Genomic DNA, 23,618 nt, shown 5'->3' with positions numbered 1-23,618 from the left:
TGATAAAACCATTTTTGTATTGCATTGGGATTTAACGCCGAAAAAAGTCGTGCACAGTGCGCTGCACTTATTAAGTAAAGACGGTCATATGAATATTGCCGGAATTGTCTTGCAGAAAGTTAACTTGCAACAATACGGCCGTTATGGCTATGGCGATTCCGGCTATTATTACCATTACGGCCGTTATAGCCAGTATTACACCAGCTAACAAAGCCTCTTATAACAGAGGCTTATTTTAAAACTTTACATAAGTAACACCAGGTATACATCAGAATGGGATGTCGTCATCATAAGGCGCATCAAAATTATCATGGCTGGGAGCTTGCTGGGCAGATGGCTGTGAAGATTGATAATTTTGTTGCGGTGGCTGGCTTGACTCGTTTCTTTTACCGACCAAATCGATAATATTGGCGTTAAGCTCCAGGCTGGTTTTAGTCGAGCCGTCTTGAGCCCGGTATTCACTTTGACTCAGTTCGCCCGAGACAAACACCTGTTGGCCTTTTTTCAGATAATTTTGTAGCTGCCCTTCAGCACGTTTACCCCATATCGCACACCTGATCCATAGCGTTTGCTGCTTATCGCCAAAGCCGATATTGTTGGCTACGGTAACATTCAATACCGCTTGACCCGACGGCAAATACCGGACTTCTGCATCACGGCCAACAGTGCCGGTAAAACTAAATACGTTGCTCATTTTTTTCTCATTGATGGTTAAATTAATAATCCGGCTATTATCGACTGGTTCCATCAAAAAGAAAAATGCAAAACCTCAGATCGGTTTTGATTATCGACCGATCAAACCCGGTTGCATAACCAAATCACTGGAATGACAAGCTCTGTTGCGATAAGTGTTTATTTCGGGGGCGATAATCAATCGACAATGGACACACGGCTCAGACATTTATCTAAATCTTTTCGCTATGTAGACTGCGGAGCCTTGTGGCCCCAATGGTACCAAGCCTCGTATTACAAAATATTTAGTCATTTAAGGCGATTAAGAAAGTAATCGAATTGGCTGTTCTTTAGCGATTCAAGGATGTTTTGGAGATAGATTTGATCGGGGATGTTTTGCTGCGTAAAGCCAAGATTCTTGCTAATCAAAAAATGTTATATTGAAAGTCGCTTTTTTACCTTATCATTAAGTAAGATAAGTCCTACAAACCATGTCGCTTCTTAATCAGCCACTCATTTAATTTTAATAACAAGAGATTCACTATGAATACATTTCCAATCGATCTTGGAGCTTATCAACGCATTAGTTTAAACGCAAACAATGCGACACTGACTGACGAACAACGGGCCAGCCTCAAGGCTAATATCCAACTATGCCGTGACGCGATCGTCTTTTTTACTGCGACCGGCGCTGCGAGAGGCGTCGGCGGACATACCGGCGGACCTTACGATACCGTGCCGGAAGTCGTAATAATGGATGCTTTATTCCGTGGCGATGCTGATAAATACGTACCTGTTTTTTTTGACGAAGCCGGACATCGCGTTGCGACTCAATATCTGATGTCTACTCTTAACGGCGATCTGCCCGCTGAACGTCTGATGGAATACCGCGCCGCGCATTCTCATCTACCGGGTCATCCTGAACTGGGATTTACGCCCGGCGTAAAATTCAGCTCCGGACGGTTGGGTCACATGTGGCCCTATGTTAATGGCGTGGCTATCGCTAACCCAGGTAAAACACTGTTTTGCCTGGGTTCCGATGGCTCGCAGCAGGAAGGTAATGACGCAGAAGCCGCGCGCTTGGCCGTCGCTCAAAACCTGAATGTTAAATTAATTATCGATGATAATGACGTAACCATCGCCGGTCACCCTTCCCACTATTTGACCGGTTGCTCTACCGCTAAGACGTTGACCGGCCACGGTTTAACCGTATTGGAAGGCGACGGCGAGGATATCGACGATCTTTATAAGCGTATTTGTACTGCCATTAACACCGATGGCCCGGTTGCTGTTATTAATCATCGCGCCATGTGTCCGGGCATTGTCGGACTGGAAGGCTCAACCCACGGCCATGATGTAGTCTCGGTAAAAGTGGCAGTAGAGTATTTAGAGTCTCACGGCCGGCAGGCTGCAGCAGATCACCTTAAAGAAATCAAAGCACCAAAAAATGACGCTGTATTTCTGGGTTCCAGCGACAAGTGGGATGCTAACCGCAACGTTTTCGGCGACGCAGCTGTCGCGATTATGGGCCGGATGAGCGAGGCCGAGCGTATCGAAAAAATTCGCGTCGTTGACAGCGACCTGGAAGGCTCCTGCGGTCTGTTCAAAATCCACAGTGCTTATCCTGAAGTGTTTATTTCTTCCGGCATTATGGAGCGCGGTAACTTTTCGGCCGCGGCCGGTTTCGGGATGGAAGCAGGCAAACAGGGTATTTTTGGAACCTTTAGCGCTTTCTTGGAGATGCTGCTTTCTGAAATTACCATGGCGCGATTGAATCATTCCAATGTGCTCAGCCATTTCTCGCATTCAGGGATTGACGACATGGCCGACAACACCTGCCATTTCGGTTTGAACAACATGTTTGCCGATAATGGCTTGAGCGACGGCTATGCGACCAACCTTTACTTTCCAGCTGACCCGCTGCAAATGAAAGCCTGTTTGGAAACCATCTTCTTTAACCCGGGTTTGCGGTTTGTCTTCTCGACCCGCTCTAAAGTACCGACTATTTTGAATACTGACGGTCAGGAGTATTTTGGCGGAGATTACAAATTTGTCTCGGGCAAAGATGAGATTATTCGCGAAGGCACTCAAGGTTATATTGTCAGCTTCGGCGAAGCGTTATATCGGGCATTGGACGCAGTAGAACGTCTAAAACAGGACGGCATAGATGTCGGTTTGATCAACAAACCTACCTTGAATGTCATTGATGAAGAGATGATGGCTAAAATCGGCAATTCGCCGATGGTGTTGATTGTCGAGTCGTATAACCGGAAAACCGGATTGGGCAGCCGCTTCGGTTCCTGGTTGCTGGAGCGTGGCCTGACCCCAAAATACGCACATATTGCCACACATAAAGAAGGTTGCGGCGGTCTCTGGGAACAGTTCCCACATCAAGGTATCGATCCGGCAGGGATTATGGCTAAAGTTAAGGATTTGCTAAAAGATTAATTCGATTAATCATTAAAAGGGCGCATAGAGCGCCCTTTTTTTTGCTGATAAGCATCACGGCTTATTATGAGTGTTTACCGATTCCTTTACGGGCAATCACTCGCTTCCGGCGAAACTAACTGTGTTGGATGGTGTATTTTGCCGGTTTTTCAGATACACCGCTCAGGTGTAGAACATACCCGTGCGCTTGTTGTAGCCTGTACCAATCATTTTGCATAATTCCTTACACGACCGGCAGCGACGACTATTAATACTTCTTCTTCGATTTATACCGGTTATGAATTCATTAAGAATATCGAAAAATGAAAATATTAGGGATCAACCTATTGTGCTGATCCTGGCTTATTTTCCAGAGCTTAATTTTAACGAAATATTCGGGCTAAAATCATATGAATGATTGCCTTTCCGCTTATCAATCCTTTAACGCTCTAAAAGAAAATCTATTTGATATTCGTGCCAATATTGGCAAATCTAGTTTGTTTAAAAGTGAATTATCTTTTCAACTATTGTTTACGTTAGAGGTTGGTCTTGTTCTAAATATTTGCAGCATAGCCAAAGTTCTAGTATCTTTTAAATCATCAGTTTATAAAAATAAAACGCAAGAAAAAGATAAATGAAGAAAATGGACTTATCTTTATTTGATTTTTCAATGCTGACTCTGGGTTCAGAGAACCTACCTTTCCTCGCTTCTATATGTAATGTAAAGATCGAAAAATTTTTCTTTGTGTCATAGTCTTAGCGGGATTGAACTCTCAAGCACCTATTTTACAAAGAAGCTTTTGGAGCAAAATTTTTGTTATTTGCTGTACTTCATTCAGGTTATTTTATAGTTTTTGTCAATTATGCTACTGAGTATATTTATCCGATTTAGCGTGTTGTTGGCCGCTATTTTTATGTCTTCAAAGTGTATGGCGGCTGAGTTTGGTTGTTTGATTGAACCCGCGCAAATGGTTGAGGTAGGTAGCTCGGTCACTGGCAGGATAGATCGCGTTTATGTTAAGCGTGGCGACTGGGTAAAAAAGATGCAAACTTTGGCAACGCTTGAGTCGGATGCAGAACGTGCAGCTTTGGAGTTAGCTAAATTCAAATCTCAGCAAGTAGGCCCTACGCAAATGGCTGAAGGCAAAATGGAGTTTTCTAAAAAGAAACTTAAGAGACGTCAGGAGATGGCGAGTCAGAAATTAATGGCTTTGCAAGATAGCGAAGACACGGAAGCGGAGTTTCGATTGTCCGAGGCAGAACTTCAAGTTGCTAAAGAAAATCGCCAAATAGCCAAGTTGGAACTTCAGCAACAAAACAGCTTGCTTAATTTACGCACTATTAAAAGCCCCGTAGAAGGCGTTGTAGTTGACCAAGGCGCGTTTCAAGGAGAAGTTTTTGAGTTGGGTTCAAATAAAAAATATATTTTCAAAGTAGCAGACATGAACCCGCTTAGGGTTCATGTCATCTTGCCGAAGCAGGTGTTTGGTGAGCTTAAACATGGAATGAGTGCAAATGTTACGCCGGAGATTCCTCAAGGCAGCATTTATTCCGCCAAAGTCAATATGGTTGACCGGTTGGTTGATGCGGCCAGCGGGACTTTTGTCGTATTTCTTGAGCTGCCGAATCCAAAACTTGAGATTCCTGCTGGAGTGAAATGCAAAGTCGTTTTTCCTGAGCTAGGTAAAAAATAATAACTAATTGTCCGAAACAGGGCTGATCCATAAGAGGTTGATAATGCGTAAATCTACTAAAAAAGAAGATCGTTCTGTTCAGAGTCCTAATTTTAAAATGTCGCTCCTCATGTCCGCGCTTAAAAAGGCCCTTAGAACGCCTAACGGACAATCGAAACCATTCTCCGACTCAGCTGCCAATAAAGCAAAAAAACCAACCGCTAATTCTGCTATTCGTTTTGAAGCCCTCGAACCCAGAGTGCTGCTGTCAGGGGATTTAAATCCGGCGCAAACAGTATCGGGCTCCATTGATGTGCAAGGCGAAGTAGACCAATATGGATTTACGCTCACTCAAAACACTCAAATCGTATTTGATTCGTTGACCGACAATTCCAATATGAATTGGAGCTTGTCAGGGCCTGACGGGGCAGTAGTCGGTAACAGGCGTTTTACTAATTCGGATTCGGCATACGCTTCAGCCAGCCCATTGCTTAATTTAGCAGTGGGGGATTATACGCTTACAGTGGATGCTAATACTGACCAGATCGGCGCTTACAGTTTCCGCTTAATTGATGTGCTGAAAGCGCAAGAAATCGCTCCAGGAACTAATGTGGAGGGTACCCTGGATTTGGCAAATCAGACCAATGTATACAAATTTAATGCAACAGCAGGGGACCACTATTATTTTAATAGCCTGAATTTAACTGGCGAAAATCCCTATTGGCGGTTAATTGATCCTAATGGGAATAACGTATTCGGTCCCTCTTATTTTACTAGCGACGCTGACATTACTACGGCGGTCGACGGTTCTTATACCTTGTTGGTTGAAGGACTGATCAGTGCAACAGGGAGCAGTAATTACAGCTTTAATGTTCAGAAAGTTACTGATGACCAGTCCGCGCTCACTTTAGGTGATACGGTTAACGGCAGCATAGCCCATGCCGGGCAGCGCGACTTTTACAACTTTAGTTTGGGCGAAGCCAAGCAGTTGTATTTCGATGCCTTGAGTAATACCGCTACCAATTGGATATTAATTGGTCCCCGAGGGGCGGTAGTCTCAGCAATGGATTTCACCAAGAGCGACTCAAATTATCCTAATGGTTCAGCTATTTATGATCTGGTTGCCGGCGATTACACGCTGATTATCGACGGCAATGCCGATATGGTGGGCAACTATAGCTTCCGTTTATTGGATATCGCTCAAGCCACACCAGTGACACCGGGAACGGTTGTGAACGGCCAACTCAGCCCGGCCAATGAGACCGATCTGTACCAATTCAATGTCACAGCCGGAGACCAATATGTCTTTGATAGTCAAAGCCTATCGAATGGTGCTGTTTGGAGGTTGCTGGACCCTTATGGTCAGCTGGTATTCGGCCACAATTACATGGGTAGCGATATAGGGTCGATCACCTTAACGCAAACCGGCACCTACACCTTACTGACAGAAGGCTATATAGGCAGCACCGACACGACCAATTATCAGTTTAATGTGGTTTACCAGGGTAATACCCCTATAGCCCCATTGCCGACGGGTACGGCATTGACCTTGGGTACAACCGTAGCGGGTGTACTGCCGTCCACACAAACGGATTTCTACAGCTTTACTTTAGACAGTGACGCCAGCGTTTATTTTGATGCGTTGAGCAATAACAGCAGCCTGACTTGGACATTGACCGGGCCTCGCGGCACCGTAGTGTCGGCAAGGAGTTTTACCGATAGCGATTCGATTAATCTCGGCGGGGTCGCAGCCATACCGCTGGTGGCGGGCACCTACTCATTACGCATCAATGGCCCGGCATCTTGGGGTTACAGCTTTCGTGTATTGAACATAGCTCAAGCCGCGCCATTGACACCGGGCACGGTTGTGAGCGGCCAACTCAGCCCGGCCAATGAGACCGACCTGTACCAATTCGCTGTCACGGCGGGCGAACGGTTTTATTTTGATTATAAAAGCGCATCAGGGCCTATCTATTACACTTATTGGCGGTTGTTAGACCCCTATGGTCAAGTCGTGTTTGGGCCTGATTATTTTTCTTTAGATAAGGAACCGCTGACCCTGATGCAAACAGGGGCTTATACCCTGCTGGTAGAAGGCTGGATCAACAATGTAAGTACAACCAACAACTACAGCTTCACTGTGCAGAAAGTTACCGATGAGCAGTTCCCGCTCACGGTGGGCGATACCGTTACCGGCAGCATCGCCCATGCCGGGCAGCGCGACTTTTACAACTTCAGCCTGAGTGAAGCCAAGCAGCTGTATTTCGATGCCTTGAGTAATACCGCTACCAATTGGACATTGATTGGTCCCCGAGGGGCGGTAGTCTCAGCATTGGATTTTACCAAGAGCGACTCAAATTATCCTAATGGTTCAGCCATTTATGATCTGGTTGCCGGCGACTACACGCTGATTATTGACGGCAATGCCGATATGGTGGGTAACTACAGCTTCCGTTTATTGGATATCGCTCAAGCCACGCCATTGACACCGGGAACGGTTGTCAGCGGCCAACTCAGCCCGGCCAATGAGACCGACCTGTACCAATTCAATGTCACAGCCGGCGAACGATTTTATTTCAACTATATAAGTATTTCAGCCACCAACTATTGGCCTTATTGGCGGCTCTTGGATCCCAATGGGCAACTGGTGTTTGGCCCTGGAAGTTTTGGGTCGGATAAGGAACCACAGACCCTGACCCAAACCGGAGTCTATACCTTGCTGATCGAAGGGAATGTCTCTAATACTGGGACAGCTAACAACTACAGTTTCGCTGTGCAGAAAGTTACCGATGAGCAGTTCCCGCTCACGGTCGGCGATACCGTTACCGGCAGCATCGCCCATGCCGGGCAGCGCGACTTTTACAGCTTTAGCCTGAGTGAAGCCAAGCAGCTGTATTTCGATGCCTTGGCGGGCACCCATACCAACTGGACGTTGGTCGGCCCCCGAGGCACGGTTGTGTTCGAACGGCCTCTTGGCAACACGGATTCGGGTACCTTCACCGGTGCTTCGGCCATTTATGACCTGGTTGCCGGCGACTACACGCTGATTATCGATGGCTATCGCGACTTGGTCGGCAACTACAGCTTCCGTTTATTGGATATCGCCCAAGCCACGCCATTGACGCCGGGCACGACGGTCAGCGGCCAGCTCAGCCCGGTCAATGAGACGGACCTGTATCAATTCGCTGTCATGGCCGGTGAACGCTTTTATTTCGATTATCAAAGCTTTTCAGGGAACTGGAGCTATCGGCCTTATTGGCGGTTAGTGGATCCCTACGGGCAACTGGCGTTTGGCCCTGATACTCTCGAGATCGAAAAAGGACCGCTGACCTTGATGCAAACAGGGGCTTATACCTTGCTGATAGAGGGCCGGGTCACTAATCCGGAGATAAGCACTAACTATAGCTTCGTGGTGCAGAAAATCACTGACGAACAGTACCCGCTGACGGTAGGCAATACCGTTACCGGCAGCATTGCCCATGCCGGGCAGCGCGACTTTTACAACTTCAGCCTGAGTGAAGCCAAGCAGCTTTACTTCGATTCATTGACGAACAATAGTAGCTTCAACTGGACACTGATAGGTCCTCAAGGGACGATAGTCTCAGCATTGGATTTCACCAAGAGCGACTCAAATTATCCTAGTGGTTCGGCCATTTATGATCTGGTCGCCGGCGACTATACGCTGATTATCGACAGCAATGCCGACATGGTCGGCAACTACAGTTTCCGCGTACTGGACATCGCCCAAGCCACGGCCTTGATGCCGGGAACGGTCGTGAGCAGCGAGCTCAGCCCGGCTAATGAGACGGACCTGTACCAATTCAATGTCACAGCTGGCGAACGGTTTTATTTCAGCTATAAAAGTTTTTCAGGAAGCGCTTCGCCTTTTTGGCGGTTAGTGGATACCTACGGGCAACTGGTGTTTGGCCCAGAGGGCTTCTCTACCCAAAAAGGACCGCTGACCCTGACACAAACCGGTGCCTATACCCTGCTGATAGAAGGCTGGGTCAAAGATACGGGAGCGCTGAGCAACTACAGTTTCGCTGTGCAGAAAGTCACTGACGAGCAGTACCCGCTCACCGTGGGCAATACCGTTAACGGCAGCATCGCCCATGCCGGGCAGCGCGACTTTTATAACTTTAGCCTGAGTGAAGCCAAACAGCTTTACTTCGACTCATTGACTAACAACAACAGCGTCAATTGGACGTTGATCGGCCCCCGAGGCAAGGTTGTGTCGGGTCTGAACTTTGGCAGCACGGATTCAAGCAGCTTCACTGGTGGTTCGGCCATTTATGATCTGGTCGCCGGCGACTACACACTGATTATCGACGGCAATGCCGACATGGTCGGCAACTATAGCTTCCGCTTATTGGATATCGCTCAAGCCACACTGGTAACGCCGGGAACGCCGGCAACAGGGCAATTTACCCCAGCCAATGAAACCGATCTGTACCGATTCAATGTCACGGTTGGAGACCGATATATCTTTGATAGCCAAAGCCTATCGAATGGTGCTTATTGGAGGTTGCTGGACCCTTATGGCCAGCTGGTGTTCGGCCCCCAATATATGGGCAGCGATATAGGGTCAACCATCTTAACGCAAACCGGCATCTATACTTTGCTGGCTGAAGGCTTGATTTACGCTACCGGCACGACCAATTATCAGTTTAATGTGGTTTACCAGGGTAATACCCCTATAGCCCCATTGCCGACGGGTACGGCATTGACCTTGGGTACAACCGTAGCGGGTGTACTGCCGTCCGCACAAACGGATTTCTACAGCTTTACTTTAGACAGTGACGCCAGCGTTTATTTTGATGCGTTGAGCAATAACAGCAGCCTGACTTGGGCATTGACCGGGCCTCGCGGCACCGTAGTGTCGGCCAGGAGCTTTGTCAATAGCGATTCGATTAATCTCGGCGGGGCCGCAACCATACCGCTGGTGGCCGGAACCTATTCTTTGCGCATCAATGGCCCGGCAGCCAATGGTTATAGCTTCCGTTTATTGAACTTAGCCCAGGCCACGGCCTTGACGCCGGGCACGGTTGTGAACGGCCAGCTCAGCCCGGTCAATGAGACCGACCTGTACCAGTTCAATGTTATGGATGGCGAACGGTTTTATTTTGATTATAAAAGTTATTCAGGAGGTCTTTATTATTATCGTCCTAACTGGTGGCTGTTGGACCCCAATGGACAGCTGGTGTTTGGCCCTGAAAGTTTTGGGGCGGATAAGGAACCACTGACCCTGACCCAAACCGGTGCCTATACCTTGCTGATCGAAGGCCGGATCAATAATATAGGAGAAACCAGCAATTACAGCTTTAATGTGCAGAAAGTCACTGACGAGCAGTCCACGCTGACGGTCGGCGATATCGTTACCGGCAGCATCGCCCATGCCGGGCAGCGCGACTTTTACAGCTTCAGCCTTGGGGAAGCCAAGCAGCTGTATTTCGATGCCTTGACGAGCACCGCTACCAATTGGACATTGGCTGGTCCCAAGGGCACCATAGTGTCGGGCCGGAACTTTGCCAACACGGATTCGGACGGCCTTACTGGTGCCTCGGCCATTTATGATTTAGTCGCCGGCGACTACACGCTGATTATCGACGGCAATGCCGACATGGTCGGCAACTATAGCTTCCGTTTATTGGATATCGCCCAAGCCACGCCATTGACGCCAGGAACGCCAGTGGACGGCCAGCTCAGCCCGGCCAATGAGACGGACCTGTACCAATTCAATGTCACAGCCGGCGAACGGTTTTATTTTGATTATAAAAGTTCTTCAGGCGGCAGCTATTGGCCTTATTGGCGGTTAGTTGCTCCCAACGGGCAACTGGTGTTTGGCCCCGATGTTCTCTATAACGAAAAAGAACCGCTGACCCTGACCCAAACCGGTGCGTATACCCTGCTGATAGAAGGTCATGTCTATTATGATACGGAAGCAAGCAATTACAGCTTTAATGTGCAGAAAGTCACTGACGAGCAGTCCACGCTCACCGTGGGCGATACCGTTAACGGTAGCATCGCGCATGCCGGACAGCGCGACTTTTACAGTTTTAGCCTGAGTGAAGCCAAACAGCTGTATTTCGACTCATTGTCGAACAATAACAGTTTCAACTGGACACTGATAGGCCCCCGAGGGACGGTAGTCTCAGCAATGGATTTCACCAGGAGCGACTCAGAATATCGTAGTGGTTCAGCTATCTATGATTTAGCGGCTGGCGATTACACACTGATTGTTGATAGTTATGGTGATAAGGTCGGTGACTACAGCTTCCGCTTATTGGATATAGTCCAGGCAACCTCTATTACGCCGGGGACAGTTATTAGCGGCCAGCTTAATCCAGCGAATGAGACAGATATTTACCGGTTCAACGCGACCGCCGGCGATCAATATTATTTCGACAGTCAAGCGCTATCGAATGCGGCTTACTGGCGATTGCTGGATCCTTACGGACAAGTCGTGTTTGATGTCCGCTATATGGGATCTGACACAGGCCCGATAGTGCTGGCGCAAACCGGCGTTTATACATTATTGATCGAAGGGCTTATTGAGACTTCAGGCACTACCAACTATAAATTTAGTGCCGTAGAGGTACCTAAAATTGCCAAAATTATCATTACCGGTTTAGGGAGTGAGCCGGGGCCTGATTTAATCGTCCGCAACCTGGCGGTTGCTCCGGTTGAGACGCAACTAAAATCAGGCGGACAAGTCGTATTGAGCTGGGAAACCTTTAATACTGGCGACCAAGCGACCGAATCGGCGTGGCAAGATCGAGTAATCGTCCGCAATGTGTCGACTAACGAAATCATCGCCAATTATTTGGTCAATTACGATGACATCGGAACATCGCCTTTGCAAGCGGGAGCAGGCCGTAATCGGCAAATCACCATGACCTTGCCGGAAGGCTATAGAGGTGCGGGGGATTTGTCTTTTCAAGTGACGGCGGACGTTGCCAACAATGTTACTGAAACCGGCATTAATGGCGAACAAAACAATGCAGCCATCACCACTATCCAATCGACATTATCCGCTTATCCCGATTTAAAATTAGGTTCGTTAAGCGTTGAACCGCCTGGGGCATGGGCGCCCGGCACTGCCGTGACGATGAATTGGCGGGTCAGCAACACCGGCGATGCCGATATTACCAAAGCATGGAAAGACCATTTACAGGTGCGGAACCTGTCGACCGGTCAATTGGTTGCCAGTGCCGATTTGCCCTATCTCCCTTCAGTCGACGGCACATTGGCGGCAGGCGGTTTTATCGACCGCGCTTATACCTTGACGTGGCCTACAGGGATCAATGCGGCCGGGCAGTTTGAGTTTGTTCTGAGCACCGATTACAACGCGGACATCTTTGAAAATAACCTGCAAGATACCGCTGAAACCAATAACACGGGCATAGTCACCATCGCTTCCGGCCCGGACCTGCTGGTTAAGAATCTGCATACCGAACAAATCGAGATTTATGCCGGCGGCTTAATTACTCTGGCATGGGAGACCTGGAACGAAGGGCAAGCGGTTACGCCTGCCGGGTTTAATGAGCGGATTATTATCACCAATAAAACCACCGGCGAGCAGTTGCTTAATACCAGCATTGCTTACGATATTACCCAAGCGGGAGCGGGGGTGATTGCTTCGGGCGAGTTCAGGAATCGCAGCTTTAATTTCCGGCTTCCCGATGGCTTGCGCGGCGTAGGCGAAATCGAAATCCGTGTAGTCACTAACCAAAATGGGGCGGGGCAAAGCGCATTGTTTGAAACTAACGCCGCCAATACTGCCGGTTCCAACAATAGCGCAAGTATCCAGGAGCAATCCTCAGCGGTTCCTTATGCGGATTTGCAGGCGGCAAATTTCACTGCACCCGTCGACGGCGTGGCGGGAGAAGCCATCAATGTCAGCTGGAGCGTAGCCAATAACGGTGATCTTGACACGCCGGCCGCTTGGAATGACCAGATAGTCTTCAGTACGGACAGTATTATCGGCAATAGCGATGACGTGGTGATCGGCACTTACCGTCATAATGGTGCGCTTAAAGCGGGCGAGTCCTATACCAAATCCGTTTCTGTCAATTTGCCCTATAAGCCTGCGGGCCGGTATTACTTGGCGGTTAAATCCGATAGCGGTTTGGAGGTACTGGAACCCGATACGCGTGCCGACAATACCAGCTTGGTATCGGCAATAGACGTACAGACCCCTTATGCCGATTTGACCGTTGTCAATGTGACCGCACCGGAAAGCGCATTAAGCGGCGAAAACATCCTGATTACCTGGGAAGTTAACAACAACGGCAATGCCAAAACCGATCTCGCGCTATGGAACGACCGCGTGGTGTTATCCAGCGATGCCAGTTTGAGCAACGACGATATTATCCTGTCCGGTTCGATTACCCATGCCGGCCAGATAGCGGCCGGGCAAGGTTATCTGGGCAAAGCCATCCTGACTTTACCAAGAGACTTGGTTGGCGACTATTACGTTCTGGTTGACACCAACACCAACCGCACTGTGACCGAAAACGGTTATACCGCCAATAATGTCGGGGTCAGCATAACCAAATTGAGCGTCAGTCTGGCGCCCGTAGCCGATTTAACCGTCAGTGACGTGACCGGACCGTTGGCGTTGCGTCCCGGTGAACAGGCAACAGTCAGCTACGCCATTGCCAATTTGGGCAATACCGCTGCGGCAGGTCCCTGGCGCGACCGGATCTATCTGGATACCGGCGCCGACGGCTTGCAGGAAGTCGCCAACAGCTTCTACCTGGATACCCTGCAAGCGGGGGCCAGCGAAACCAGGACGGTAACGTTTACATTGCCGGCGGGATTTGCCGAAGGCGATTTCCACTGGGTGGTAAAAACCGATACCGACAATACCATTTATGAGCGGACCGCCGAAAATAATAATGCGGCAAGTTCGACCGCAACTGTCCATGTTGCGCGCATTGATCTTGCCGTCACCGGCTTGACCGGGCCCAGTCTGGTCGAGTCTGGGTCAACAGTCCACCTGGAGTGGTCGGTAGTCAACAACGGCAGCAATGCTTTAGGCAGCTGGGTTGACCAAGTATTCCTGTCAAAGAACGGCGTCTTGACCAAAGTCGCCGAGATAGCCAGAAACGGTCAGCTGGCAACAGCTGAAACCTATACGGCGGCTGCCGACTTTTTAATTCCGATTGAATTAAACGGCGAATACGAACTGGTCGTTGTCGCCGATGCCAAAGCGGCATTTGACGATCGACTGCAAGATAATAACCGTTTGTCGTCGGCTCTCACTATCGATCTGGCCGCTTACGCCGATTTAACGGTCACCGAAATCCTTGCGCCAACGCAAGTGATCGACGATCCGGCGCCCGTCGATATAACCTGGACCGTTGCCAACCAGGGTACAGGCGTCGGCCAAACCGCTGCCTGGACCGACCGCGTGGTGTTATCCAAAGACAGTACTTTCGGCAATTGGGATGATTTGTCATCGGGGAATTTCTCCATGACGGCGCGCTGGCATCCGGAGAATCATACAGCCGTAGCGAACGGATGTTGTTAGGGCCCGGAACGACGGGCAGTTACAAACTGTTCGTTGTCAGCGATGCTCGAAGCAAAGTTTTCGAGAATTTTTCCGAAAGCAACAACGTCTTGCAAGCCGCTGAAAGCCTTGACGTAATGCCGATTCCCTATGCCGATTTGCAGGTGGAATCCGTCACCACGCAAGGGGCCGCAGCCAGCGGTAGGCCGCTGAGCATCAGCTGGGAAGTGGTCAACAACGGCATCGGCATCACCAACATCGACAGCTGGAGCGACAGGGTCTGGTTAAGCCGCAATGCCGACGGCACCGATATAGCCGCCGACTTCGGTAGTGCTAATCATATTGGGAAATTGGCCGTCGATGGCCGTTATGCGCGCAGCATCAACGTCATGTTGCCTGAAGGCATAGCCGGTAATTTTTACGTTAATGTTAGTACCGGCGGGCCGTTCGAATTCACTTTCGATAAAAACAATATAGGCAGATCGGTAGCTATTCCTGTCGAACTATCCCCATCGCCGGATTTGCTTGTTGAAAGCATAACCTTGCCTGCCGTCGCTAACGAAGGCGGGTTGATTGACGTCACCTGGACGGTTGTCAACCAGGGCGATGCCGCGGCTTCGGGTTTATGGGTGGACAGTGTATTGCTTATTCCAGTCGGCGCTACCGGCCAAGCCGTTACGCTGGGCAGTTTTACCTATGACCGCAGCCTGGAATCGGGAATTCGTTATACCCGCACCGAACAACTGCGCTTGCCCGCCAAAATAGAGGGCTTGTATCGCATTAAAGTGGTTTCTAACGCCAACCTGGGTAAAGCGGGTAGCCAAGTCTATGAGTATGGCGCGGCAAGGGAAAACAATGCGCTGGATTCTGCGGACACCCTCCAAGTCAGCTTGAATGATCGTCCGGATCTGCGGGTAACTTCAGTTATAGCGCCCGAGCATGTTACGGCAGGTACGGCGGCCGGTATTCGTTACACCATCAGCAACCAGGGGCCGGCTGCGACTACCGGCCGCTGGGCCGACAAAGTCTACCTGTCGCTTGACGGTAACCTGAGCGCTGACGACAGGTTGGTGGGGCAGTTTGAAAACGGTTCGGCGCTGGCAACCAGCGAGAGCTACGCCAACGAAACCGGCATGGTCGATATTCCCATCACCTATCGTGGCGACGCCTATCTGATTGTGGTTGCCGACGGTAATTACAATGTTGACGAGTATCCCAATGAGACTAACAACGTCAGGGCCACGCATTTTTATGTCGATCCCGTTCCTTTTGGCGATCTTGTCGCCAGCGATGTCGTGGCCCCGGATCAGGCTGTATACGGTTCCAGCATTGAGGTGCGTTACAAGGTCAGCAATAAGGGCAGCGATACCACGCGAGGCGAGGCGGCGGCTGTCAATAGCTGGACCGACAGCATCTGGCTGGCGCGGAACAAGCTCAAGCCGGGAGCCTACAAAGGGGACATCCTGCTGGGATCGTTCACCCATGTCGGCAATCTGGCCGTAGACCAGGATTACTCGGGCACCGTACAGGTGAAAATTCCTGACAATATGCTGTCAGGCGATTATTTCATTACCGTATGGAGCGATACCTATAACGTCATTCTTGAGGACACCTTAGCGACCAATATCAATACCGACGATCCGACAGCCGTCGACAATAACAACTACAAAGCCCGCGCCATCAGCGTGCTGGGCATTACTCCGCCGGATCTGGTCGTGAGTGAAGTTTCAGGGCAGGATGTCGCCGATGCAGGCGGCAGCTATAGTTTTAACTACACCGTACAAAACCGCGGCGATATTTTCACCGGCAATTGGACCGATGTTGTTTATATCACCGATAACCCGGATTTTGCTGCGGCAAAGGAAGTCTGGGAAATCGGCCGGTACACGCAAGCTCGCAGCTTGGGCCATAACGAGCAATACAGCGTAAGCCAGACTGTCCAGCTTGCGCCATCGGTTAAAGGGCGCTACCTGATTGTCAGGACCGATGCTTATCCTGGCTCTCAAGTTGCCGAAAGCAATGAAAGCAATAATACCGGTTCTGACTTATCGGTCGCTACCGATCATCCTGCGGATCTACAGGTCGTCGATATTCGAACAGAACCGGAAAACTTTTCCGGTGAAGACACCACCATTACCTGGACGGTCAATAACCTGGGCGATGCGGTTTGGGCGGGAACCAAGAGCTGGAACGATGCCGTTTATCTCAGTAAAGATCCGTCTTTTATTCCCGAGCGTGCGACGTTCCTGGGCATTTTTGAGCACTCGAATATTCAAGGGCTGGCGGCAGGCGGAAGTTACACCACCTCAACAAAAGTCAAACTGCCGCCCGGCACCGATGGCGATTATTATATTTACGTTATTGCCGATAATCAGGATAACCCGGTTGAATTGTCTAATCGCAAAGCAAAAGGCGAGTACCTGTCCGGGTCGAATGCCGGCGCGTTGGGTTTTTATGCGGGTGGCAATATTGGCGGTACCTACCGGGCAGGCACCGCCTACGAGGCAGGCCGTAACGCCAACAACATCATGCGAGGCTCGCTGAACATTATTTATCGTGAGCCGGATCTGAGGGTCGACAGCATTGTCCTGTCCGACCCCAATCCGTCTTCTGGACAACAGGTCACGGTCACCTGGACAGTCAGCAATCAAGGGACTCGGGAAACGCGCACCAATGGCTGGCTTGACGGACTTTACCTGTCACGCGATGCCTCATTGGACGCAAGCGACTATCCGCTGGTAGACAGCGCCATTGCTCAGAGTTCAGAGCATGTCTTGCGGGTTAAATCCGTATCCTTCTACGAAAATAACAAACCGAAATACCTGAAACCGGGCGAGTCGTACACCTATTCGGCGGTGGTTAATCTGCCTGAATCCATCAGCGGCGATTTCCACCTGATCGTTAAAGCCGATACCAATATTTACAAGGATAATTATAAAAGCGAACTCAGCACCGTCCGGGACGACATCGATGTAGTCAGGGATATGGGCGGCAGCGGCTTGGTGCCGGAATTCCAGGACGAAGGCAACAATGTCTTATCGATCAGTCTGCCTATCACCTTAGCGACGCCGCCGGATTTGCAAGTGGCTTCCGTCACAGCGCCGGCGTCCGTGGTAGCCGGGCAGAATTTTACCGTCAGTTACCAAGTCATTAACGCGGGCGGCAACACCCCCGGCGACCAAAGCAGCTGGAACGACCTGGTTTACCTGTCCAAAGACCGCTTCCTGGATATTAACAAGGACAGTTATTTAGGTTATATCAGTCACGCCGGCGGCCTGTCGGTCGGCGGCAATTACGACGTCAGCTTGAACATTACCGCACCGAAAAACCTCGAAGGCCCCTATTACGTTTTTGTCATTACCGACCCTGCACGGGCCTGGGGCGCAGGCGAAAACGGCAAGGTGCGCGAATTCGGCAAGGAGCAAAATAACGCGACCGCGGCACTACAGCCGATCTTGGTAGAAACGCCGCCGCCCGCGGACCTCATCGCCGGCAACGTGATATTGCCTGCCGCTGCAAAAGTCGGCGACGACATCCAGGTCGACTACACCATCACCAACGACTCGATCAATCCCGCTTACGGACGCTGGACCGATGCGGTTTACCTGTCCAGCGACAACAGTTGGGATTTGGGCGACATCCTGATCGGTAAAGTCGATCATAACGGCGGCCTGAATGCCAATGCCAGTTACAACGCCAGCCTGAAAGCCAAACTGCCGCCGCTCAAAGACGGAAATTGGCGGGTGATCGTCAGGCCCGATCTTTACAACGAAGTGTTCGAGGGCAAGATAACCTACACCGCTACCGGCCTGAATTTACCGCCTCAGGAAGCCAACAATCGCACCGCTTCAGCGGCAACCTTGCAGGTGCAAGTGCCCGAATTAAGTGTTGCCAGCCCGTTGCAAACCACGCTGAGTCCCAAGCAAACCCGTCTCTACAAAGTCAGCGTCGCCTCCGGCGAAACCCTGCGCGTACTGCTCGATTCCTCAGCGGAAGAGGGCGCAAACGAGATCTATATCCGCTATGGCGATGTGCCGACCAGCTACCTGTTCGATGCGTCGTACACGACCCCGTTATCGGCCGATCAACAGGCCTTCATTCCGAGTACCCAAGCAGGCGATTATTACGTATTGGTCAGGTCCAACCAAGGCGCTGCCGATACGCCGGTCACCTTAAGGGCGGATTTACTGCCGCTGTCCATTACCAAAGTGACGCCGGATCAAGGCGGTGTAGGCGACGACAATCACCGCTGGGTGACCTTGGATATTTACGGATCCCATTTCAAGGCCGGAGCGCTGGTCAAGCTGTCGCGTCCGGGCGTTTTCGAGGTAGAACCGGATCGCTGGCAGGTGCTTGATGCAACGCATATCCGTGCGATATTCGATCTGCGTACTGCGCCCCACGGCTTGTACGACGTCAGCGTGATCAACCCTGACGGTCAGCAAGTCACCGATGCGATGCGCTATCTGATAGAGCGCGGTATTGAAGCCGATGTCACCATCGGCATCGGCGGATCGCATACGGTTAATCCGGGCGACAATGCAAACTACAGCGTTTCTCTACAGAGCCTGACCAACGTCGATACGCCTTACGTCCGTTTCGACGTGGGAGCGCCGGAAATGGGCTACAGCACCGATGTACTGGGCGGCATGAGTCTCCCGTATGTGGTGTTCGGCAGCAATATCGGCGGCCAACCGGATGGCTTAACGCTGGATAATGGCGGCAACACCCAAGCCTACGGCATCACGCCGACCAACGGCACGTTACGGAGCGACATTCCCTGGGCGCAGCTCGACGGTACGCAAAATACCGCAGGCTTTAATCTGGTCCCCGGCTATGCTTTGGATGTAGCGGCGGGCGGGTTTGTCGGCGCAACATTCAATGTCCAGACTTACCCCGGTTTGAAGGAGTGGCTGAATTACGATTTTGAAGGATTGAGGGACAAACTTTACGCCTTAAGACCTGAATGGAAGACGCAAGGGTTGTTGGATGGCGGCGTACAAGACCTTGATAATATTTCATCAGGCTTGGCGCAGAAATTCCTGTCCAAAGACCCGGAAACACACGTCACCAAACTGGAGTGGTTGGCAATCCCGTTTCGTTTTAATGTGGTCGGCACGGCAACGCCCATCACTCGCGATGAATTTATCTTGGATCAAACCCAACACGCCAAGAAATTGCGCGATGCAATTTTAGCGGACGCCCAAGCTCCGTCCGGTTTAAGTACGCTCGCCGCTGATGAAGAACAGTGGGTGGCAGGCTGGCTGGGCGCGCTTGAGAGCGCAGGCTTATTGCGTCCATTAAACGAAGCGCCGCCGATCCGCGAGAACCCGAAGGTGGTCAGCTTGAATGCCACCTTAGCCACCGGCATCCTGCTGGCCAAAGCTGGCGAAAGCTACCGTACGCAAGCCGATATACTGGGCTTTTTTGCCAAAGTTCAACAATGGTACGGCGATACCGCCAAATACGCGGGCGATCCTGATGCGGCCAAGGCGGGCATCGACTATGTCGAAACGCGCGAAGACAGCGAAGGCAACATCGTTGAAATCCCCGTCCCGAAATTGGCGGATGCTCAGGCTTTTGACATAAATGCGGCGCAAGATACCCATTTCATCAACTTCAATATTTTCGCGGGCGGCAACACCGAGCTTGAATATTTGCGCCATATCGGCGTACTCGATGCGGACTTCAACCCCGTTTCCGCGCAAGCCTTAAACTTGTCGCAATACCTGCAACAAACCGCTCAGCAGAGCGCCGACGCCAATGCCTTAGTCAGCGTTCGCGGCCCTCAGGCGGTAACAGGCAGCGACGGCAACAGCTATGTACCGGCGGATGTCGCGCTGCCGTATACCGTGTCGTTCACCAACCCAACCGAGGCCGGTATCGGCCAGTTGCGTCTCGTCAGCGAAATCGATGCCGACCTCGATATTCGTACCTTACGTCTTGGCGACCTTAAACTGGGCGACATCAACATCCATCTGCCGGTCGACCGAACCAACTTCCAGGGCGATTTCGATTTTACCGGCAGCAAAGGCTTCATCCTGCGCGTCAGCGCCGGAATAGACGCGTCGACCCGCATTGCCACCTGGTTATTGCAAGCCATCGATCCCGATACCGGCGAAGTTTTGCAGGATAACGTGCGCGGCTTACTGCTGCCGGCAGCCGATGCCAATGTCGCCAACGCCGAGCAACTGAAGAAAGGTTTTGTCAGCTATACCGTGCGGGCAGCGGATACCGCGCCGTCAAAAGCCGAGATCATTTCTTCCGCGCGGATTTTTGTCGATGCGGCGCCGCCTATCGATAGCGCAAAGAGCCTGGTTACGCTGGACGCCAAAGCCCCAAGCACCCTGCTGACCGTGGCCTCCCAAGGCAATGACGCCCAAGGTGCGCCCAGTTACGATTTAAGCTGGACAGCAACGGATGACGATAGCGGCGTCAAGTCGGTCACCGTTTATGTCGCCGAAAACGGCGGAGATTTCAAGATATGGCTGCGTCAGGCCGATCCTTCCAGGACCCAGGCTGTTTTTACCGGCGAGACCGGCAAGCGTTACGAATTCTTGGTCGTGGCGACCGATAAATCGGGCAACCGTGAAACGGCTTCCTTAACCAACGCCGTGCTGCCCGACGACGGCAGCCGCCAGGAAATACTCGACTCGCTGGGCGTGAATCAAAGCCTGAGCCAAACCGCCGAGTTCCCGCTAGCCGCCGCAGACCGCAGTTATGCGGCCAACGCGCTGTTCCAGCAAGCGGGCAGCCAGCTTCCCGGACATGTCGCGACTGTGCAAAAATCCGATTTGCGCTCAGTGATGGCGCCTTTCACCTTGCGCGGATTTGCCGACGGCTACCAAACCAGTGCAGCCGATATTGGCGCATTAGCCATGGTCGAACTTGCCGACCACAGCATACTTGCGAGCGCCGGAAGCCTGCGTAATGAAGTGTTCCATTACGGCAAAGACGGAGGCAGAAGCACGACGCCATTGTTTACGCTGGAGTCACCGGTCCTCGATATGGCCGTTGATCAGCTCGGACAATTATGGGTGATGACCGGCGCGCAATTGCTACAGGTCGATGCAAACACGGGCGAAGAATTGCAGCGCCTTAGCGGACCCGGCCAGGACCCGTTGACGCACTCGCTGGCTATCCAGCCCACGACCGGAGACATCTACGTTTCATCGGGAAACGGCATTGAAATTTTCCATCCCGGCGAAACCGATGCGGCTAAAACTTGGAAGCATTTCAGCAACCAGCGTGTCGGCGATCTGGCGTTCGGCCCGGATGGCCGCTTGTGGGCGGTGACTTGGACAGGCAGCGAAGTGGCCTCCGCCCAGCCCAATCCCACCACCGACATCATCAGCTTTCCAATGAGCGGCCGCACTATGGGACGCCCGGAACTTGAATACCGCTTGTCCGGCGTGATCGACAGCATTACGTTTGGGGCCGATGGCACACCGCTGGAAGGCTTGCTGATAGCCTCCAGCAACCTGCAACAACGTTCGGTGATTAATGGACAAACCACATTAGCCAATGTACCGCATCAGGCTTCGGTATGGATGGTTGAACTTGCCAGCAAGCGCGTCCTGCAACTGGCCGATGGCGGCACCCGCGGCGAAAGCATCATTACCACCGCTGACGGCCGTATCCTGATTGCCCAAACCGGGCATATCGATGTGATTGCGCCGCGCAAAGCGCCGGTCGTCAAGGCGATCACCGTGCCCGATGGGGCGTTGGTTCCGTTGCCGATGGCGCAGATTGGCGTGGTCTTCGACCAGGACATGTGGACAGGCGAACCCGGAACGGAAACGGCGGATCTTGCCAGCGTGCTCAATCCGGCAAACTTTACCTTAACCGCCACTTCGACTGCGCTCAGTACAGGACTGGGCGCTAATGCGGGCGCTGCGATTACTCCGCCAAATATCCGTTGGGATGCCGCGACAAGAACCGCCTGGATTGATGTGCAGGGATTGGCGGCAGGCCAGTACCAACTCAATATCAGCAGCACCCTGCAAAACAGCGCCGAAATCCGCTTGGAGCAAGGCTATGTCAGCACCTTTACCGCATTGCTGGATATGACCAGCCAGGTGCAGCTTGAGTTCAGCAACACCCGCGCCGACCGGGCGACCGGCGAAATCAGCTACGATGTCAGCCTGACCAACATCGGTACCGACGATCTTAAAGGTCCGCTTAGTTTATTGCTGGATCCGGGCCGTTATTTCGGCGATTCGATCGATAGCGCAGGCATTGGCGGCGGCGACCAATCGGATTTGTGGATACTTGACCTTAGCGCTGCCTTATTGGCAAACGGCGGAACATTTAGCGTCGGCGCCACCATTGCAGATCAAACTGTCACCGTCATCCCTGCGAGCCTGTTTGCCACCCGCGCAGGCATGGCCGATTTGGTCAAATTCAATCTGGGTTATGGCGTGTACGCCGTGCCTCAGGAGAATTTACCGCCGTCATTAAGCGTTGCCGGTCTCATTGATGCCGATACCTTGGATACGGCTACAGCAGGCCAAGCCTGGACCGGACAAATCGAGGCCATCGACTCGGACGGCACAGTATTTTACTGGGAGTTGGTGCAAGCGCCTGCCGGAGTAACGCTGACTCCGCCAACAGAAATTCTGTCGGCAGATGACGGCTATCATGCCGTAGCGACACTGAACTGGACGCCTTCGGCACTGGATGCAGCCGATACCGAAATCATCGTGCGTGTACAGGACAGTCGCGGCGGGGTCGCTACACGCAAGTTCCAACTGCCGGTTATCGGCGGCAATAACACCCCCGTGGTTGACGTCGTCAGGGATATTACCCTGAAAGAGGGCGAAGCCCTGAGCTTGCCGATCATCGCAGCCGATGCGGACGGCGATGCGCTGACACTGGTTATCCGCAACTTGCCTGCAGGTGCCGTGTTTGACGCAGCCAGCGGGATATTGAGCTGGACGCCCGGTTACGATCAAGCGGGCGTCTACCAAAATATCACCGTCGTCGCCAGCGACGGCATAACAACAAGCAGCCGACATTTTAACCTGACCGTAGAGCAAGGTTACGCCAAACCTGTTTTAGGCTCAGTTGCACAGCAAACGCTGAGGGAAGGGGAACGATACGCCCTGCAATTGGCAGGTCATGTGTCTGGCAGCGAAGCCCTGGCGGATGGCACCACCGTGACGCTGGAATACAGCGCGCCGTGGCTGCCCGGCGGGGCCAAACTGAACACTGAGACCGGCTGGCTGGAATGGACGCCCGATTATAACCAGCATGGCGCCTTCCGTATCTCGGTCACCTTGACCGCAACCTGGACTACGCCCGGCAGCGTCCGGTCATCACCTCAGTGACCC

The 23,618-nt window shown here is 51.8% G+C and carries 7 protein-coding genes; 6 read left to right on the top strand and 1 reads right to left on the bottom strand.

Annotated features, from left to right (window positions below; translation table 11 throughout):
- On the top strand, nucleotides 1-208 hold a 208-nt coding region (locus Q8L79_RS18880; RefSeq protein WP_305267068.1), incomplete at its 5' end, for a hypothetical protein.
- 60 nt (nucleotides 209-268) lie between these two features.
- Here Q8L79_RS18880 and Q8L79_RS18875 read toward each other — a convergent pair.
- Complete coding sequence (locus tag Q8L79_RS18875; protein WP_305274240.1) at nucleotides 269-694, bottom strand: single-stranded DNA-binding protein; 426 nt, start codon at nucleotides 692-694, stop codon at nucleotides 269-271.
- A 521-nt stretch (nucleotides 695-1,215) separates the two neighbouring features.
- Here Q8L79_RS18875 and Q8L79_RS18870 point away from each other — a divergent pair.
- The 5 genes from Q8L79_RS18870 (at nucleotide 1,216) to Q8L79_RS18850 (ending at nucleotide 23,615) form a co-directional block, all read left to right on the top strand.
- Nucleotides 1,216-3,120 (top strand): transketolase C-terminal domain-containing protein, encoded by a 1,905-nt coding sequence (locus tag Q8L79_RS18870; RefSeq protein WP_305274239.1) that lies wholly within the window; start codon nucleotides 1,216-1,218, stop codon nucleotides 3,118-3,120.
- A gap of 389 nt (nucleotides 3,121-3,509) precedes the next feature.
- Nucleotides 3,510-3,737 (top strand): hypothetical protein, encoded by a 228-nt coding sequence (locus Q8L79_RS18865; RefSeq protein WP_305274238.1) that lies wholly within the window; start codon nucleotides 3,510-3,512, stop codon nucleotides 3,735-3,737.
- Between the two features lie 291 nt (nucleotides 3,738-4,028).
- Complete coding sequence (locus Q8L79_RS18860; RefSeq protein WP_305274237.1) at nucleotides 4,029-4,793, top strand: efflux RND transporter periplasmic adaptor subunit; 765 nt, start codon at nucleotides 4,029-4,031, stop codon at nucleotides 4,791-4,793.
- Between the two features lie 43 nt (nucleotides 4,794-4,836).
- The gene (locus Q8L79_RS18855) at nucleotides 4,837-14,307 is read left to right on the top strand and encodes a CARDB domain-containing protein (RefSeq protein ID WP_305274236.1); all 9,471 of its coding nucleotides are present in this window, start codon (nucleotides 4,837-4,839) and stop codon (nucleotides 14,305-14,307) included.
- The gene (locus Q8L79_RS18850) at nucleotides 14,298-23,615 is read left to right on the top strand and encodes a CARDB domain-containing protein (protein WP_305274235.1); all 9,318 of its coding nucleotides are present in this window, start codon (nucleotides 14,298-14,300) and stop codon (nucleotides 23,613-23,615) included. The genes Q8L79_RS18855 and Q8L79_RS18850 overlap by 10 nt, the downstream gene beginning before the upstream one ends.
- Nucleotides 23,616-23,618 lie beyond the last annotated feature (3 nt).

The sequence above is a fragment of the Methylobacter sp. genome (genome assembly GCF_030680395.1).
Classification (GTDB): domain Bacteria; phylum Pseudomonadota; class Gammaproteobacteria; order Methylococcales; family Methylomonadaceae; genus Methylobacter_A.
Note: the sequence above shows the minus strand (reverse complement) of the source record. Positions and strands in the feature narration are given on the sequence as shown.

What these genes read in the sequence shown, in the direction of transcription:
- Q8L79_RS18850 (WP_305274235.1), top strand. Translation starts at nt 14,298, where the DNA reads ATGTTGTTAGGGCCCGGAACGACGGGCAGTTACAAACTGTTCGTTGTC.
- Q8L79_RS18860 (WP_305274237.1), top strand. Translation starts at nt 4,029, where the DNA reads ATGGCGGCTGAGTTTGGTTGTTTGATTGAACCCGCGCAAATGGTTGAG.
- Q8L79_RS18870 (WP_305274239.1), top strand. Translation starts at nt 1,216, where the DNA reads ATGAATACATTTCCAATCGATCTTGGAGCTTATCAACGCATTAGTTTA.
- Q8L79_RS18865 (WP_305274238.1), top strand. Translation starts at nt 3,510, where the DNA reads ATGAATGATTGCCTTTCCGCTTATCAATCCTTTAACGCTCTAAAAGAA.
- Q8L79_RS18875 (WP_305274240.1), bottom strand. Translation starts at nt 694, where the DNA reads ATGAGCAACGTATTTAGTTTTACCGGCACTGTTGGCCGTGATGCAGAA.
- Q8L79_RS18855 (WP_305274236.1), top strand. Translation starts at nt 4,837, where the DNA reads ATGCGTAAATCTACTAAAAAAGAAGATCGTTCTGTTCAGAGTCCTAAT.